The following is a 16,305-nucleotide window of genomic DNA, read 5'->3' as shown; positions in this document are numbered from 1 at the left end:
GCCCCGGCGGCCGGACCCGGCCGCGCGCCGGCCGCCGGGCTGCCGGCCCGGCGCCCGTCCGGCGGCCGCCGCGCCGGAGCGGGTGGACACCCGCACCCGTCCCCGCACCCCCGTCCCCGTCCCCGAACCCCCGTCCCCGTCCCCGTCCCCGAACCTGCACCCGAGGCACGGTGCCCGGCCCCGCCCCTTGCACGGGCGCCCGGGCACGGTGTGCCACCGGACCGCTCGACCCCCGCACCCCCGGACCACCGGACCGCCGCACCGCTCGACCCCGCACCACCGGCCGCCCGACTGCTCAACCCCCGCACCACCGGCCGCCCGACTGCTCAACCCCCGCACCACCGGCCGCCGGACTGCTCAACCGCCGCACCCCCGGCCGGCCGGCCCATCACCGCACCGCCACCCGCACCGCCACCCGGGCCGCCACCCGCACCGCTGGCCGTGGGAAGGCGGCCCCGCCGCGCGCCGCGCCGGGCGGGACACCTCCCGCCGATCCCTCGCGCCCTGCCAGTCACGCCCTAGGAGGACGGACGCCGATGACCGAAGAACCCCTGGTGGTCGACACCTCGTTCGCGCAGCAGAGCCTGTGGCTGCAGAACGAGATCGACCCCGGCCAGTCGGCGTACAACGTCACCGCGGCGGTGCGGCTGCGCGGACCGCTGGACATCCCGGTCCTGGAGCGCGCCCTCAACACCGTGGTGGAGCGCCACGAGGCACTGCGCACCGTCTTCGACCTCGACGACGGCGACCCCGTCCAGGTGATCGGCCCGATGCCGCCGCTGAAGGTCCCCGTACTCGACTGCCGGCCCGAGGAGTTCGAGGAGACGGCCAGGGCCGAGCTGGAGGCGCCGTTCGACCTGCGCCGGGGCCCGCTGCTTCGGCTGCGCCTGCTGCGGCTCGGCGAGGACCACCATGTCGCGCTGCTGGTGATGCACCACATCGTCACCGACGGCGTCTCCTCCGGCATCCTCTTCCAGGAGCTGACCGCCGCGTACGAGGCGCACCGCGCCGGTCGCCCGCCAGTGCTCCCCGAACTCCCCATCCAGTACGCCGACTTCGCGGCCTGGCAGCGCGACAGGCTGCGTGGTGACGAACTCCGCGGACTCACCGGCCACTGGTCGCGGGTACTCGCGGGAGCCGAACCGCTCCGGCTGCCGACCGACCGCCCGCGCCCCGACGCGCCCACGGACCGGGGCGGCACCCACCACTTCGACCTCCCGGCAGCCCTGGTGGCGCGGCTCGAGTCGACGGCCCGCAGGAACAACGCCACGCCGTTCATGGTGCTGACGGCCGCCTTCTGCGCGCTGCTCTCCCGCTACTGCGGGCAGCACGACATCACCCTGACCTCGCCGGTCTCCGGCCGCACCCGGCCCGAACTCGAAGGGCTCATCGGCTATTTCGTCAATCCGCTGCTGCTGCGCACCGACCTGTCCGGCGACCCGGACTTCACGGAACTGCTCGCGCGGGTGCGGACGGCCTGCCTCGACGCCTACAAGCACCAGGAGCTGCCCTACGAGCAGGCCGTGGACCTGCTGCGGCAGCAGGGCTCCGGCACACAGGCGCACGGGGCACACGTGATGCTGGTGCTCCAGGCCAGGACGCCCTCCCGGTGGGAGGCGGCGGGCCTGTCCTTCGAGATGGTCCACGTCGACACGGGGTCCTCCAAGGCGGACCTGATCCTCGATGTGCGCCCCGGTGACGACGGCCACCACGTGGTGCTCCAGTACGGCGCCGACCTGTTCGACCCGGCCACCGCCGAGCGCCTCGCGGGACACTTCCGCACGGTGCTGGAGAGCGTCACCGCCCGGCCCGCGCTGCCGCTGTCGCGCGTCCCCCTGCTGTCCGCCGAGGAACGGCACACGCTCCTGACGGCCTGGAGCACCCCGTCGGCGGAGCCGGTCGAGGGGCACGTCCATACGGCGGTCGAGGCATGGGCGGCGAAGACCCCGGACACGCCCGCGGTGGTGGACGCCGAGGGACGGCTGACCTACGCGGAACTCCACGAACGCGCCTGCGCACTGGCCGTGCGGATGCGGGAGGCGGGTGTGCGGCCCGGCACGGTGGTCGCCCTGGCGGCGAAGCCCTCGGCCGCGCTCGCCGTTGCCGCCCTGGCCGCCCTCAAGGCGGGCGGCTGCTGCCTTCCGCTGGACCCCGCCCTGCCCGCCGGGGTGCTCGGCGCCCTCGTGGAGCAGTCGCGCGCCGCACTGGTCCTCGACGCCGCGCCCGGTCCCACCGTCCCGGACACCGTTGCGCCGGTCACCCTCCGGACCGCCGGGGGCTCCGCAGGAGCCGACCCCGCCGTCACGGCGGGCACGGCCCTGCTGAACTGGACGGCCCTGGGCGGCGGCGGACACGCCCTGGCAGCCCTCGCCCACGGCGCGCTGCTCACCGCGGCCCGTGACACTGCGGCGTCCACCGGCCTGCGGCCCGGCACCCGCTGGGCGACGACGTCGTCGTCCCCCGAGCAGGTGCTCCGGCAGCTCGTGCCGGTGCTGACCGGCGGCGGCACGCTCGTCCTCGACGGAGCGCCCGGGGACGAGCGCGCCGGAGCGGCCGAGGCACGAGTGGACGCGGCACTGCCCGAGTCCGCCGGGGGAGTCACCGTCGACGGGGCGGACCGGGGCCCGGTGCCGGAGGCCCTCGTACTCGACGGCGGTCTCGAACCCGTCCCGGTCGGGGTGACGGGCGAGCTGTATCTCGCGGGCCCGGCGCTGAGCCACGGATACGCCGGCAGGCCCGGCCTCACCGCCACGTCCTTCCTTCCCGACCCGCACGGCACCCGCGCCGGCGGGCGCCTGTTCAGGACGGGGGAGCGGGCGCGCCGACTGGCCGACGGGACGGTGGAACGCGCGGGCCGCGAGGACGGCCTGCTGACCGGGGGAGGACTGCGGGTCGACCCGGCGGAGACCGGGCGGACGCTGTCCGCGGAGCCGGGCGTCGCGGACTGCGCCGTGCTGGTCCGCGCGCTGCCCGGGGGCCGCCCCGCCGCCGTGGCCTACACGGTCGCAGGGCCGGGGGAGGCCCCGGACCCGGCGGGCCTGCTGGCCCGCCTGCGGGACCGGCTGCCGGCCGCCTGGCTGCCAACCGCCGTGGTGCCGGTCGAGTCGATCCCGCGTACCGCGGCGGGGGCGCCCGACCAGGCGGCGCTCCCGCTGCCGGACCGGGGACCCGAGCCGGAAGCCGCCGGATACGTGGCCCCGCGTACCCCGTTCGAGGAGGAGATCGCCCGGATCTGGGCGGAACTGCTCGGCGTGGAGCGGGTCGGCGCGTACGACAACTTCTTCGATCTCGGCGGCCAGTCACTTACCGCCGTACGGCTGGCGGCCCGGCTCCGCGAGGAGTTCGGGGCGGACATCGCCGTCCGCGACCTGTACGCCGACTTCACCGTCGCCGAGGTCGCCTGGAAGGTCCTACAGCGGCTGGTCGCGTCATGACCGGCCACGACGTGGAATGGAGAGACATGTCGAGCACCACCCTTCTGTGCTTCCCGCCCGCCGGGGCGGGAGCCGGATTCTTCCGGCCCTGGGTCGGGCGGCACCCCGGACTGAGGGTCGTCCCGGTCGAGATCCCCGGCAGGGAGAAGAGGTTCGCCGAACCGGAGTGCGAGGACCTGGACTCCCTGCTGCGGACCATCGTCCCCGAGCTGCTGGAGGCGGTCGCGGGCGCCGAACGCGTCGCGGTCCTCGGCCACAGCTTCGGTGCCCTCCTCGCGTACGAGACCGTGCGGGCGCTGGCCGCCCGCGCCCCCGGCACCGACCTCACCCTGGTCGCCAGCGGCGCCACCCGACCCGGTGTGCCGCGCGCGGGACGGATCACCGGCCTGCCCGACGACGAGTTCGTCGCGGGCGTGCAGCGGATCTCGGGGTACCGCCATCCCGCTCTGGACGAGCCCGAGTTGCGCGAACTGCTGCTGCCGCCGCTGAGGGCGGACGTCGCCATGCACGAGGGCCATGTGTTCGACGCGGCCGAGCCGCTGAACGTGCCCGTGATCTCGGTGCGCGGCGCCGACGACGACGTGGTGTCCGCCGAGGCGGCCGACGCCTGGCGGCAGATCACCACCGGCCGCTTCCGCACCGCCGAGATCGACGGCGGGCACATGTACCTCGTGGAGGCCTGGCCCGCGCTGCTCGACCTGCTCTCGGCGGAACTGAACGGGACGAAGGCCCTCGCATGAGCGACCGCCTCGCCGGCAAGGTCGCGGTCGTGACCGGCGCGGGCCGGGGCATCGGACGCGCGGTGGCGACGGCGTTCGCCGCCCAGCAGGCCGCCCTCGTCCTGGTGGACATCGCCGCCGACATCACCGGCGTGCCCTATCCGATGGCCTCCACCAGCCAACTCGACCACACCGCGCGGATGTGCCGGGAACTGGGCGCCCCGGTGCTGACGGCCGTCGCCGACGTACGTGCCGCGCAGGACGCGGAGCGGGTCGCCGAGCAGGCCGTGGAGCGCTTCGGGCGGATCGACGTCCTGGTCAACAACGCGGGTGTCGCGGGACCTTCGGGAAAGATCGTCCACGAGGTCACCGAGGACGAGTGGGCCGTGATGATGGACGTCAACCTCGGCGGCCCGTGGCGGATGACGAAGGCGGTCGGAGCGGCGATGGCCGACCGCCGCGGCGGCAGCATCGTGAACATCGCCTCCACCGCGGGACTGGTCGGCTACCGGAACTTCGCCGCGTACGTGGCGTCCAAGCACGGACTCGTGGGTCTCACCCGGGCCGCGGCCCTGGACTACGCGCCCTACCGGGTACGGGTCAACGCCGTCTGCCCGGGGTCGGTGCGCGACGCGGAGGCCACCGAGGGGCGGATGCTCGCCGAGATCGGCCGCAGCATCGGCATCGAACCGGCGGACCACGAAGCCGCGTTCATCACCCAGCAGCCCATGAACGCCCTGGTGGAGGCGGAGGACGTGGCGGCCGCCGCCGTATGGCTGGCCTCCGACGAGTCCCGCCGCGCCACGGGTTCCGTGATCAGCGTCGACGGCGGCTACAGCGCCCGCTGACCCCCCGAGCCTGGAGAGCAGAAGTGTCAGCACATACGGGAACGTCCGACGACCCCATCGGGACGGCCTGCCACGGCGACGTCCACCGGGTGCCCGCGGGCACCGACGCGCGAGCATGCCGGCGCGCCCTGTCCGAGGCACTGGACGCCGATCCGCGCCTTCTCGGCGGCGGGCCCCTGCGGCTCTGGTGCGAGCCGGTGGCCGGGCCGTCGGGAGGCGCGCTCGCAGACCGGCGCCGGGACCGCGAACTGCGCATCCCCGTCGCCGAGTCGGGCACCTCGCCCGTCCGTCTCACCCTGCTGGAGTACGAGGACGGCGTACGCGACCTCGTCGTCGTGGCGCGCTCCGCCCGGGTCGGCCGCACGGGACTCACCGCGATCGCCGTCGCGGCCCTGGGCGCGGAACCGTCCTGCGGCGCGGCGGCCTCCGGCGATGCGGAGGAGTCCCGTGACGCGGGCAGGGTCGGCGACGCGGTGGCGCCCGGCGGCGGGGACGGCCCGACCGTGTCCGCCGGCCGGGGAGGCGTGGCCGCACCCGGGGCCGGGCCGCGTACCCCGTCCATCCGCTCGGCCACCGGTTCCCCGGACAGCCCCGGCGACGCGCACGGCGCCGGCCCGGCCGAGTTCTCCTTCGCGCTGCCGGACCTGCCGCCGTCGGCCGGGTCGGCTCGCGACCTGGCGTGCGCCCTGGAACTGGTCCTCGCCCGCACCTGCGACGAGCGGCGGACGGTGCTCGACGTGCGCGGTCCCGACGGACGGGTCTCCAGCAGGGTGCCCGGCCGCGACGAGGGACTGTCCGTCGCCGAGTACCGGGCCGCGGCGGCCGGACCGCACCCGTCCGCCGCCACCCCGCCCGACGAGGCCGGGGCGCGCTTCGCCCTGACGGTCGACACGGACGTGCCCGCCGCCACCCGCGTCAGGCACCGCCCCGCCCCGACGGGCGGGCACGGCCTCGCCGTCCACGTCGAGCCCGACGGGCAGGGAGGCCTCACCGCGCTCGCCCGGTACAGGCCGTCGGCCGTACCGGAGTGGCGCGCGCGTGCCGTCGTCCGCCATCTCGTCCATGTCGTCGGCGAACTCGCCGGAGGGGACCAGCGACGCGCGCTGGCCGACGTGCCCCTGCTCGACCCGGAGGAACGTGACCGGGTCCTGGCACTCGGGCGCACGGAGGGCGGCGGCCGGGCCGCCGCGGCGCCGATCCACGAACTCGTCCTGGCCCGCGCCGCGGCCGCACCCCTCGGCGTCGCCCTGACCGACGGCGGCACCGAGGTCGGCTACCGGGACCTCACCGACCGGGCCGGACGGCTCGCGCACGCCCTGCGCTCACTCGGAGTCGCGCCGCGCGACCGTGTCGGCGTCTGCCTGGAACGCACCGCCGACCTGGTGGTCGTGCTGCTCGGCGTGCTCATGGCGGGCGCCACGTACGTGCCGCTCGACCCGGCCCATCCCAAGGACCGCCTCGCCTTCACCGCCGACGACGCGGGCCTCGGGGTCGTCGTCGTCGACGAGGGCGCCGGTGCGGCCGACGCCTTCGCGCAGGGAGTGGCCGTACCGCTCGGCCGGCTGGGCCGCATGGCCGAGCACGCGCCGTCCGTGCCACCGGACTCCGGTGTCGGGCCCGACGACCCGGCGTACGTCATCTACACCTCAGGTTCCACCGGCCGCCCCAAGGGCGTGGTGGTCCCGCACCGCAACGTGGCCGCGCTGCTCGACGCCACCGCCGAGGACTTCGGGCTGGGACCGGCCGACACCTGGACCTGGTTCCACTCCGCGGCCTTCGACTTCTCCGTCTGGGAGATCTGGGGCGCGCTGATCACCGGCGGACGCCTGGTCGTCGTCCCGTACTGGACCTGCCGTTCGCCCGACGACTTCCGGGACCTGCTCGTACGGGAGCGGGTGACGGTGCTGAACCAGACGCCGTCGGCCTTCCTGCGACTGCTGGAGCTCGAACGCGGCGACGCCCGGCTGACCGACCTGCGGCTGGTGGTCTTCGGAGGGGAACCCCTCGACGCCCGCGGCCTCCTGCCCTGGTTCGACGCGCATCCGGAGTCCCGCTGCCGCGTGGTGAACATGTTCGGCATCACCGAGACCACGGTGCACGTCACGGCCCGGACGGTGACCCGCGCGGACGCCCTCGCGGCCACCCGCTCCGTGGGCCGGGCGATCCCCGGCTGGTCCGTACGGGTGGTGGACGACCGGGGCCGGCTGCTGCCGCCCGGGTCGGCCGGGGAGATCGCCGTCGCCGGCGCCGGACTCGCCGCGCACTACCTGAACCGGCCCGGGCTCACTGCCCGGCGCTTCGTGACCGACGCGCACGACGGCACCCGGCTCTACCTCAGCGGGGACAAGGGGAGGCTCCTTCCGGACGGCGGCCTGGAGCACCTGGGCCGACTGGACTCACAGGTCAAACTGCGCGGCTACCGGATCGAGTTGGACGAGATCCGCCATGTGCTGCTCGGCCACGACGCCGTACGCGCGGCCGCCGTGGTGCTGGGCAGGACGCCGGGGGACGAACCCACCGAGCGCCTCGACGCCTATGTCGTGCTGGACGGCGCCGATCCGGCGGAGGTCCGCGGGTACGCGGCGGGGCTGCTGCCCGAGTACATGATGCCGGGCACGCTGACACCGGTCCCCGAACTGCCGCTCACGGTGAACGGCAAGGTCGACGTCGTCGGGCTGCCCGCACCGGACGAACCCGTCGCGTCCGCGCCCCCTCCCGGCGCACCCGCCGACGCTCCCGAGGCCGCGGGGGCGACGTCGCTGGGGACCGTGCTGGCCGCGTGGCGCGAGGTCCTGGGCACCGACTGCTCCGCGGCCGACGACTTCTTCGACCTCGGCGGCAACTCCCTGCTGGCCCTGCGGATCGTGCACACCCTGCGCGACCGGGACGTCCGGGTGGGCGTGCGCGAGGTGTACCGGCTGCGTACCGCGGGACTGCTGGCCGAGTACGCCGACCTGCGGGCCGAGCGGCCCGTCGCGGCGGGCTGAGGCGGGCGGAGGCGGGCTTCCCCCACCGGAGGCGCGGCCCCGGACGGGGTCGGCACCGTCGCGTGGGGGAAACGCCCGACTGCCGTGCCTGGTCCGGGAACTGGTCGCCTTGACCGACGAACGGAGGCGACCGGAGATGACCGGAACGCAGATGGCCAAGGACGACTACCACGCCCGCGCCCAGCTCGAAGCGGCCCTGCTGCGCGGGCGGGCACCCGCGGTCGGCCCCCGCGGCGGACCACAGGCCGGCCCCGGGACCGACTCCCGGACCGGCGCCCAGGACCCTCGGACCGGCACCGGGTCACCGGCCCGCGCCGCGGACCCGGCCGCGCACCCCCTCCCCCCGTCCCGGGCCGCCGCCGACGGCTCCCTCGCGGGCCCGGACGGCGCGACGCGGTTCCGGGCCTCGCTCGCCCAGGAGGGGATGTGGCGGTCGCTCCGCGGTGGGCCGGGCTCCACCCCGCCCCTGCTGACCGGCGGACTGCGGCTGCGCGGACCGCTCGACGCGGGGGCCCTCGAAGACGCCTGGAACGACGTCGTGGCCCGCCATGACAACCTGCGCAGCACACTGCGGCAGGAGGACGGCCGGCTGAACCAGGTGGTCGCCGGGTCCCTGCGACTGCCGGTCCCGGTCACCGGACTGGCGATCGAGGACTTCGGCCGGTTCACCCGGCAGGAGGTCGACCGGCCCCTGGACCTGGCCGAAGGGCCGCTCGCCGGGCTGAGGCTGCTGCGGCTCGGCGCCGACGACCACATCGCCTTCCTGCTGGTGCACCACATCATCGGGGACGGCCGCACGCTGGAGGTCCTGGTCCGCGACCTGAGCGCGTTCTACCTGGCCAGGACCACCGGCACGACGGTCCCGCTGCCACGACTGCCCGTGCGTTACGGCGAGTTCGCCGCCGCGCACCGCGCCCGCACCGAGGGCCCCAGGGGAGCGGAGGTGGGCGACTACTGGCTGCGGCGGCTCGCGGGCGCCGAGCCCGCCGAACTGCCCACGGACCGTGCTCCGTCCGGCCGCCCCGCCGCGCTCGGAGGGTTCCTGGACGTACCGATGCCCGCGGACGTCCTCCGCCGGCTCACGGAGTTCGCCAGGGCCCGGCGCACCACCCTGCACACCGTCGGCCTCGCCGCCTTCCAGGCACTCCTGGCCAGGGAGTCGGGGCAGCGGGACATCAGCGTCCGGGTGCCCGTCTCCTACCGGGACGGCACCGAACTCCAGGACCTGGTGGCCGACTTCTCCAACGACGTGGTCGTCAGGACGGACCTGTCGGCCAACCCCGCGTTCGGCGAACTCGTCGACCGTGTGCACCACGACACCGCCCTGGACTTCGCCCACCACGACCTTCCCCCGCACCTGCTCGAACCGCGCATGGACACCCCGGGGCTGCTGGACCGGCTGTTCCACGTGCAGTTCACCGCCGAGCGCGAATTCGATGTCGCCGTCACCGTGGGGGAGTTGGGGGCCGAGCCGATCATGCCCCCGGACCCCTACGTGTCCCGCCCGCTCAGCCTGCGCCTGCGCCACGGCGACGGGAGCGCGCGCTGCCTGGCGGCCTTCGCCCTGGACCGGTTCTCCGAGGAGCGCGTCGCGCGGTTCGTGGCGGACTACCACGACCTCGTCGGTGAGCTGACCGGGCACCCCGACCGCCGCGTCCTCGGCTGAGGGGCCACCCGGTCAGGAGAACCCCTGACTGTCGGACGGGGCCCCCGCGAAGAGATCTTCTTCAGTACCGGCACGACGACGAGCCGTGAGCCACCGCCACGACTCCCCTGCGTCAAGGAGCAACGAATGAGCAAGGTCGCCGTTCTGACCAACGACCTCCAGTACGACCTGGTCAACAAGAACCAGGAGCGCATCGACGCCGTCGAGGAGGCCACCCCCGGCTTCTCCGGCTTCCTCAACGACATGCGCGAGCGCGGCCACCACGTCGTCCACCTCCAGCTGATCAACCGCGAGGACGACCTCGTCGCCGAGCGCTACGAGGGAGGCCGCCTGCCGGCCCAGAAGGGCACCAAGGGCGCCGAGATCCTCCCGGTCTTCCTCGACGAGACCGACATCCTCATCGAGAAGAACAAGGACAGCGGCTTCTACGAGACCGACCTGCACGAGCAGCTCCAGGCGCTCGGCGTCGAGACGGTCATCGTGACCGGCATGCAGGGCCAGATCTGCGTGCAGACCACCGCGGCCGACGCGTTCTTCCGCGGCTACAACGTCTGGGTGCCGAGCGACTGCGTCGTCTCCGCCCGCGACCACGACAAGATCCGCGCCCTGGACTGGCTGGACGGCTACTGCGCCACCGTCGCCCCGTCCGCCGAGATCGTCAGCACGCTCGACGAGACCGGCGAGCTGCCGCGCAAGGTGTTCCGCACCCCGTGACCCGAACCGGAACGGGCCCCGGTGGCCCGTTTCCGCCACCCCATCCACTTCGAACCGACAGGGGAGCCCCGTTGCGCATGGCCACGGATTCCTTTCTGGACCAGCAGATCGTTCTCGACCACGGGACCGGAGCCCGGCTCAGCCGCGAACTGGTCGAGTTCATGGTGGGTGTGCTGGGCGACGTCTACATCGGCGAGATGGAGGACAGCGCGATGCTGCCGGTCCCGGCCGGCAACATCGCGATGACCACCGACTCCTTCGTCGTCGACCCGCCGTTCTTCGGCAACGGCGACATCGGCAAGATCGCTGTCTGCGGCACGGTCAACGACCTTGCCGTGGTCGGCGCGGAGCCCCTCTACCTCACCCTGGCGATGATCCTGGAGACGGGGCTGCCGATCCGCCGGCTCCACCAGGCGCTGGTCTCCCTGCGTGACACCGCGAAGGAGGCCGGGGTCAAGATCGTGGCCGGCGACACCAAGGTGGTCGGCCCGGGCGAGGCGGACGGCATCTTCCTGAACACCACGGGAATCGGTGTCTTCCACCGGGCGCCGAAGCGCATGACCGACGTGCGGGCCGGCGACAGGATCGTGCTCAGCGGACCGATCGGCAACCACACCGTGCACCTGCTGTCCGTGCGCGAGGGACTGGGCTTCGAGAAGAACGTGCTCAGCGACTGCGCCCCCCTCAACGGGATGATCGACGCCCTGGAGGAGGCGGTACCGGCGGACGCCGTGCGCTCCATGCGCGACGTCACCCGCGGCGGACTGTCCGCCGTGCTCCACGAGTACGCGGCCGCGCTCGGCCGCACCCTGCGCATCGAGGACGCCGCGCTGCCGGTCGACTTCGAGACGCGGATGGCCGCCGACATGCTCGGCATCAATCCGCTCAACTGCGCCAACGAGGGCTGCCTCGCCCTGTTCGTCGACCCCGACTCCGTCGACTCCGTACTGAAGACGCTCCGGGCGCATCCGTACGGCGAACGGGCCGTCGTGATCGGCGAGGTCACCGACCGTGCCGTCAAGGCCGTCGAACTGGTCGGCGAGGACGGCAAGGTCAGCGAGATCGAAGAGCTGCAGGGCGCGGAACTTCCGCGGCTCTGCTGATCGGAGCGGGATCGTGCAGCAGACCACCACGACGAGCGGCACTCCGTCCGGCGGACCCGGGCCGTCCCCGTCGGCCGAGCAATGGCTGATCCGGGTCCGCGGAGTGGTGCAGGGTGTGGGCTACCGGCCCTTCGTCCACAACCTGGCGAAAAGCATGGGTCTGAGCGGCTGGGTGCTCAACGACACCCTCGGCGTGCAGACCGAGGTGCGCGGCCCGGTGCCGCGGCTCAACGCCTTCGCCGTCGCGCTGCGCGACGACGCGCCCCTGCTGGCACGGGTCGACGAGGTGCGGGTCGAGGCCCGCACCTCCGACCCGGCCGGAGCGGGCGAGGGCTTCGAGATCCGCCGCAGCACCAGGACGGCCGGGCGGTCCGACACCATCGTCGCGCCGGACTCGCACGTCTGTCCCGACTGCCTGCGCGAGGTCCGCGACCCGGCGGACCGGCGCCACCGTTACCCCTTCACCAACTGCACCCACTGCGGCCCCCGTTACTCGATCGTCAAGGGGCTGCCCTACGACCGTGAGCAGACCACCATGGCGTCCTTCGCCATGTGCGACGACTGCCGCCGGGAGTACGAGGACCCGGGCGACCGCAGGTACCACGCGCAGCCCAACGCCTGCCCGGTGTGCGGCCCCCGGCTGACCCTGTCGGGCCCCGGCGGACCGCTCGCCGAGGCCGACGACGCGCTCGCCGCCGCCACCGAGGCGCTGGCGGCCGGCAGGATCGTCGCGGTCAAGAGCGTCGGCGGCTTCCACCTGGCCGCGAACGCCAGGGACGCGGCGGCCGTCGCCCGGCTGCGGAGCCGCAAGAAGCGCGACTCCAAGCCCTTCGCGGTGATGGTCGACGACCTGCCGTCGGCGGCCCGGCTCGCCGACTGCGGCACGGCCGAGGCCGAACTGCTGGAGTCGCCCGCCCGGCCCATCGTCCTGCTGCGCAAACTGCCCGGCGCGCTCCCCGAGGAGATCGCCCCGCGCAACCCCAACATCGGCGTCATGCTGCCGTCCGCCCCGCTGCACCACCTGCTGCTGGACCGGCCCGGCCTCGACGTCCTGGTGATGACCAGCGGCAACGTCTCCGGCTACCCCATCGCGTACCGCAACGAGGAGGCGCTGGAACAGCTCTTCCAGGTCGCCGACCTGGTCCTGCACCACGACCGGGACATCCACGTCCGCGTCGACGACTCCGTGGTCCGGTGCTCGGTCCATCCCGAACTGGACGAGCCGCTCGTCACGTTCCTGCGCAGGTCGCGGGGGTACGCCCCCTACCCGGTGGAGGTCGGTGAGGTCGGGGAGCTGCCCGAACCGGTGCTCGCGTACGGCGCGGAGCTGAAGACCACCGTCGCCCTGGGATCGGGCCGCAAGGTCTACGTCAGCCAGCACATCGGCGACCTCAAGAACGACGAGACCTTCCGCTCGCACCGGCAGACCGCGGACCACCTGTCGCAGCTGTACGAACTCCGGCCGCGACGGATCGCCGTCGACATGCACCCCTCGTTCCGCTCCCACGTCCTGGCGGGCGACGAACGGCCGGCGGACGTCGTCGAAGTGCAGCACCACCACGCGCACATGGCGTCGTGCATGGCGGAGAACAGGCTCACCGGCACCACCCTCGGCGTGGTCTTCGACGGCGCGGGCTACGGGCTGGACGGCACGATCTGGGGCGGCGAGTTCCTGCTCGGCGGCTACGCGGAGGCCGACCGCGTCGCCCATCTGCGCCGGATCCCGCTGCTGGGCGGTGACATGGCCGTCCACCAGCCCATCCGCACCGGATTCGCCCTCGCCCTGGAGTCGCTCGGCCTTCCCGGGGCCGCGACCGCCGCCTTCCCGGCGCTGCGCACCCTCGGCGACCGGGAGCGCCACGTCTACACCACGATGGTCGCCCGCGGACTGAACGCCCCGCGGGTCTCCAGCATGGGGCGGCTCTTCGACGGCGTCGCCGCGCTGCTGGGCGTGTGCGCGCGTGCCGAGTACGAGGCCCAGGGGCCCATCGAACTCGAAGGGCTGCTCGGCCGGGACCTCGCCCTCGCACGGCGGCCCTACGCCTTCGGGCACGAGGCGTCCGCGGCGGACGACGGCCCCCGGGTGATCGACTTCCGGCCGGTGGTCCGCGCGATCGCCGCCGACCTCGCGGCGGACACCCCGCTCGCCACGATCAGCCGGCGCTTCCACACCGCGGTCGTCCGACTGGTCGTGGACCGCTGCGAGGAGCAGCGCGCCCACGGCGGCGTGCGGCAGGTCGTCCTCTCCGGCGGGGTCTTCCTCAATGAGTTCCTCCTGGTCAACTGCCTGACCGAGCTGCGCAGGGCGGGCTTCGCCGCCCACGCGCACCGTTTGGTGCCCACCAACGACGGGGGCATCGCGCTCGGCCAGGTGATGGTGGCGGGCGCCCGTTCGCGCACGAGGCCGCAGCCGCCCGCATAACAACGTATGGAAGGAGTCACCGATGGTGAACGCCGACGTGACGCTGCACGATGTCGTACGGCTGCTCGCCGACAACGAGGGCGAGGCCCGGCGGACGCTCAACATGGTCCCGTCCGAGAACGCCATGTCCGGGCTGGCGAAGCTGCCGATGCTGCTCGACCCGGCCCACCGCTACTTCTTCAACGAGTCCGACCACCCCGACCGCTGGCACTTCCGCGGCGGGCGGCGCGTGCACGAGCTGGAGACCGGCCTCGCCGTCCCGCTGCTGCGCGAACTGGGCAGGGCCGAGCACGTGTCGGTGCGCCCCCTCAGCGGGCTCAACGCCATGACGCTGGTGCTTGCCGCGCTCGGCGGCGAGCCGGGCTCCACCGTGGTGACCGTCGCCGCCGAGAACGGCGGGCACTTCGCCACCCCGGACGTCGCCGCGCGGCTCGGCCTCGGCGTGGAGTTCCTGCGCGGTTCGGGGCCGCACGCCCTGGACCTCGACCACGCCGCCGAACTGCTGGCCCGCGTCCGGCCCTCGCTCGTGTACGTCGACCAGTCCCACTGCCTCTTCCCGATCGACGTGGCGAGCCTGGTGGCCACCGTGCGCGCGGTGTCGCCCGAGACGCTGGTGCACGTCGACGCGAGCCACTGGTTCGGGCTCGTCCTCGGCGGTGCGTTCCGCAACCCCCTGGACGAGGGCGCCGACAGTCTCGGCGGCTCCACCCACAAGACCTTCCCGGGGCCGCAGAAGGCCGTGGTGCTGACCCGCGACGCCGCGATGGACCGGCGCATCAGGGACACCCAGGACTACCTCGTCAGCAGCCACCACTTCGCCTCCACGATCGGCCTGGGCATCGCCCTGCTGGAGTTCCGCGACTTCGGCGGCCCCGCCTACGCCCGTGCGGTCGTCGAGAACACCCGGCGGTTCGGGCGCCTGCTGCACGACCGGGGGATCACGGTCGCCGCCGCCGACCGGGGCTTCTCGGCCGGACACCAGCTGTGGCTGGACACCGAGCGGGACGGCGTCGCGCCCAAGGTGGCCGCCGACCGGCTCCACGCCGCTGGACTGCGCGTCAACTTCATGGCCGGGCTGCCCGGCTTCACCGGCCAGGGCGTGCGCATCGGACTGAACGAGGCGACCTACCAGGGCCTGGCCGGCGACGACTTCACGGAACTCGCCGACGTGTTCGCGGCGGCCGTGCGGGACTCCGAGCCCCTCGGCGGACTCGCCGACCGCGTCGCCTCGCTGCGGACGCGCACCAGGGTCGGCGCCCCGGTCGACAGCACCTCCTCGCTCTTCGAGAACGCGCTGGCGCTGTGCGCCGACTCGCTGCGCACGACCCAGGTCGCGGCTCCCAGCCCGCAGGGCGTCACCTCGTGAGCCGCCCCGTCATCGGCATCGCGAGCTACCTGGAGCGGGCGCGGTGGAACATCTGGGACACCCGGGCCGCGGTCGTCCACGAGTCCTATGTGCGGGGCGTCACCGCGAACGGCGGCCGTGCCGTGGTGCTGCCGCCCGACGAGACCGACGCGGACGTCCTGGACAGGCTCGACGGACTGCTGCTGCCCGGTGGCGCGGACATCGGCGCCCACCACTACGGCGACCTGCCGCACCCGGAGGCCGACACCGAGCAACCGCTGCGCGACGCAGCGGAGTTGATGCTGCTGCGAGCCGCACTGGAGCGGGACGTACCCGTGCTCGGCGTCTGCCGCGGACTGCAACTGCTCGCCATCGTCCACGGCGGCTCCCTGCACCAGCACCTTCCCGACGTGCTCGGCCACGGCGGGCACTGCCCGCGGGAAGGGGTCTTCGGGGAGCACGACGTCGAAGCCGCCCCGGGAAGCGTGGTCGCGGCTGTGTACGGGCCCCGCGCACGGGTCAACTCCCATCACCACCAGGCCGTCGCCGACCCCGGCGGGCTCCGGGTGACCGCCCGCAGCGCCGACGGAGTCGTGGAGGCCGCCGAGGACCCGTCGAAGACCTTCGCCGTGGGCGTGCAATGGCATCCCGAGGTCTCCGGCGACGACGCCCTCTTCGCCCGTTTCGTCGCGGCGTGCGCGAGCCGGAACCACTCCCTTGCCTCCGCTCGCCCCTGGTCCCTCTCCTCACCTTCCTCACCTTCCTCACCTTCCTCCTTCGCACCTCTTCACCCACCGATCGGAGCACAGACATGAGCAGCGCGGACACCACCTACCAGGTCGTCGTCAACCACGAGGAGCAGTACTCGCTCTGGCCCCTCGGCAAGGACCTCCCGCTCGGCTGGACGGCCGAGGGCACGCGGGGCAGCAGGGCCGACTGCCTGGCCCGCGTCGACGAGATCTGGACGGACATGCGGCCGCTCAGCCTGCGCCGGTCCCTCGCCGCCGGCGCACAGGGCTGACGCCCGGACACCCCTCCAGCAGCCCGCCACCGGCCCGAGCGATGAG

11 protein-coding genes are annotated in these 16,305 nt (G+C 74.0%); all 11 read left to right on the top strand.

The features are described 5' to 3' along the window. Positions 1 to 536 precede the first annotated feature (536 nt). Positions 537 to 3,434 (top strand): condensation domain-containing protein, encoded by a 2,898-nt coding sequence (locus IE265_RS04215; RefSeq protein WP_190033940.1) that lies wholly within the window; start codon positions 537 to 539, stop codon positions 3,432 to 3,434. 26 nt (positions 3,435 to 3,460) lie between these two features. Then, the gene (locus IE265_RS04210) at positions 3,461 to 4,174 is read left to right on the top strand and encodes a thioesterase II family protein (protein ID WP_190033939.1); all 714 of its coding nucleotides are present in this window, start codon (positions 3,461 to 3,463) and stop codon (positions 4,172 to 4,174) included. After that, entirely contained in the window at positions 4,171 to 5,001 is an 831-nt protein-coding gene (locus tag IE265_RS04205) for an SDR family oxidoreductase (protein ID WP_190033938.1), read from the top strand. Before IE265_RS04210 ends, IE265_RS04205 begins: the two co-directional genes overlap by 4 nt. Positions 5,002 to 5,024: 23 nt before the next feature. Continuing rightward, on the top strand, positions 5,025 to 7,988 hold the full coding sequence (locus IE265_RS04200) for a non-ribosomal peptide synthetase (RefSeq protein ID WP_229916020.1): 2,964 nt from the start codon (positions 5,025 to 5,027) through the stop codon (positions 7,986 to 7,988). A gap of 136 nt (positions 7,989 to 8,124) precedes the next feature. Further along, a complete protein-coding gene (locus IE265_RS04195) occupies positions 8,125 to 9,654 on the top strand; it encodes a condensation domain-containing protein (protein ID WP_190033937.1) in 1,530 nt (509 codons plus the stop codon). Between the two features lie 126 nt (positions 9,655 to 9,780). Beyond that, entirely contained in the window at positions 9,781 to 10,368 is a 588-nt protein-coding gene (locus IE265_RS04190; RefSeq protein WP_190033936.1) for a cysteine hydrolase family protein, read from the top strand. A 77-nt stretch (positions 10,369 to 10,445) separates the two neighbouring features. Beyond that, positions 10,446 to 11,471: a hydrogenase expression/formation protein HypE gene (gene hypE, locus IE265_RS04185; protein ID WP_190033935.1), complete on the top strand. Its 1,026-nt coding sequence runs from the start codon at positions 10,446 to 10,448 to the stop codon at positions 11,469 to 11,471. A 13-nt stretch (positions 11,472 to 11,484) separates the two neighbouring features. Then, on the top strand, positions 11,485 to 13,893 hold the full coding sequence (hypF, locus tag IE265_RS04180; protein ID WP_190033934.1) for a carbamoyltransferase HypF: 2,409 nt from the start codon (positions 11,485 to 11,487) through the stop codon (positions 13,891 to 13,893). Positions 13,894 to 13,915: 22 nt separating this feature from the next. Beyond that, positions 13,916 to 15,259, top strand: coding sequence for a PLP-dependent aminotransferase family protein (locus tag IE265_RS04175; protein WP_190033933.1), 1,344 nt, complete (start codon positions 13,916 to 13,918; stop codon positions 15,257 to 15,259). Continuing rightward, positions 15,256 to 16,053, top strand: coding sequence for a gamma-glutamyl-gamma-aminobutyrate hydrolase family protein (locus IE265_RS04170; protein ID WP_190033932.1), 798 nt, complete (start codon positions 15,256 to 15,258; stop codon positions 16,051 to 16,053). The genes IE265_RS04175 and IE265_RS04170 overlap by 4 nt, the downstream gene beginning before the upstream one ends. Further along, complete coding sequence (locus IE265_RS04165; protein WP_190033931.1) at positions 16,050 to 16,259, top strand: MbtH family protein; 210 nt, start codon at positions 16,050 to 16,052, stop codon at positions 16,257 to 16,259. The genes IE265_RS04170 and IE265_RS04165 overlap by 4 nt, the downstream gene beginning before the upstream one ends. Positions 16,260 to 16,305: the final 46 nt, after the last annotated feature.

This window comes from Streptomyces fructofermentans (assembly GCF_014651055.1).
GTDB classification, from domain to species: Bacteria; Actinomycetota; Actinomycetes; order Streptomycetales; family Streptomycetaceae; genus Streptomyces; species Streptomyces fructofermentans.
This window is presented reverse-complemented; position numbering and strand designations above follow the sequence as displayed.

Excerpts from the sequence above, each read along its gene's own strand:
- IE265_RS04215 (WP_190033940.1), top strand. The coding sequence starts at position 537 with ATGACCGAAGAACCCCTGGTGGTCGACACCTCGTTCGCGCAGCAGAGC.
- IE265_RS04210 (WP_190033939.1), top strand. The coding sequence starts at position 3,461 with ATGTCGAGCACCACCCTTCTGTGCTTCCCGCCCGCCGGGGCGGGAGCC.
- IE265_RS04205 (WP_190033938.1), top strand. The coding sequence starts at position 4,171 with ATGAGCGACCGCCTCGCCGGCAAGGTCGCGGTCGTGACCGGCGCGGGC.
- IE265_RS04195 (WP_190033937.1), top strand. The coding sequence starts at position 8,125 with ATGACCGGAACGCAGATGGCCAAGGACGACTACCACGCCCGCGCCCAG.
- IE265_RS04190 (WP_190033936.1), top strand. The coding sequence starts at position 9,781 with ATGAGCAAGGTCGCCGTTCTGACCAACGACCTCCAGTACGACCTGGTC.
- hypE (WP_190033935.1), top strand. The coding sequence starts at position 10,446 with ATGGCCACGGATTCCTTTCTGGACCAGCAGATCGTTCTCGACCACGGG.
- IE265_RS04175 (WP_190033933.1), top strand. The coding sequence starts at position 13,916 with ATGGTGAACGCCGACGTGACGCTGCACGATGTCGTACGGCTGCTCGCC.
- IE265_RS04165 (WP_190033931.1), top strand. The coding sequence starts at position 16,050 with ATGAGCAGCGCGGACACCACCTACCAGGTCGTCGTCAACCACGAGGAG.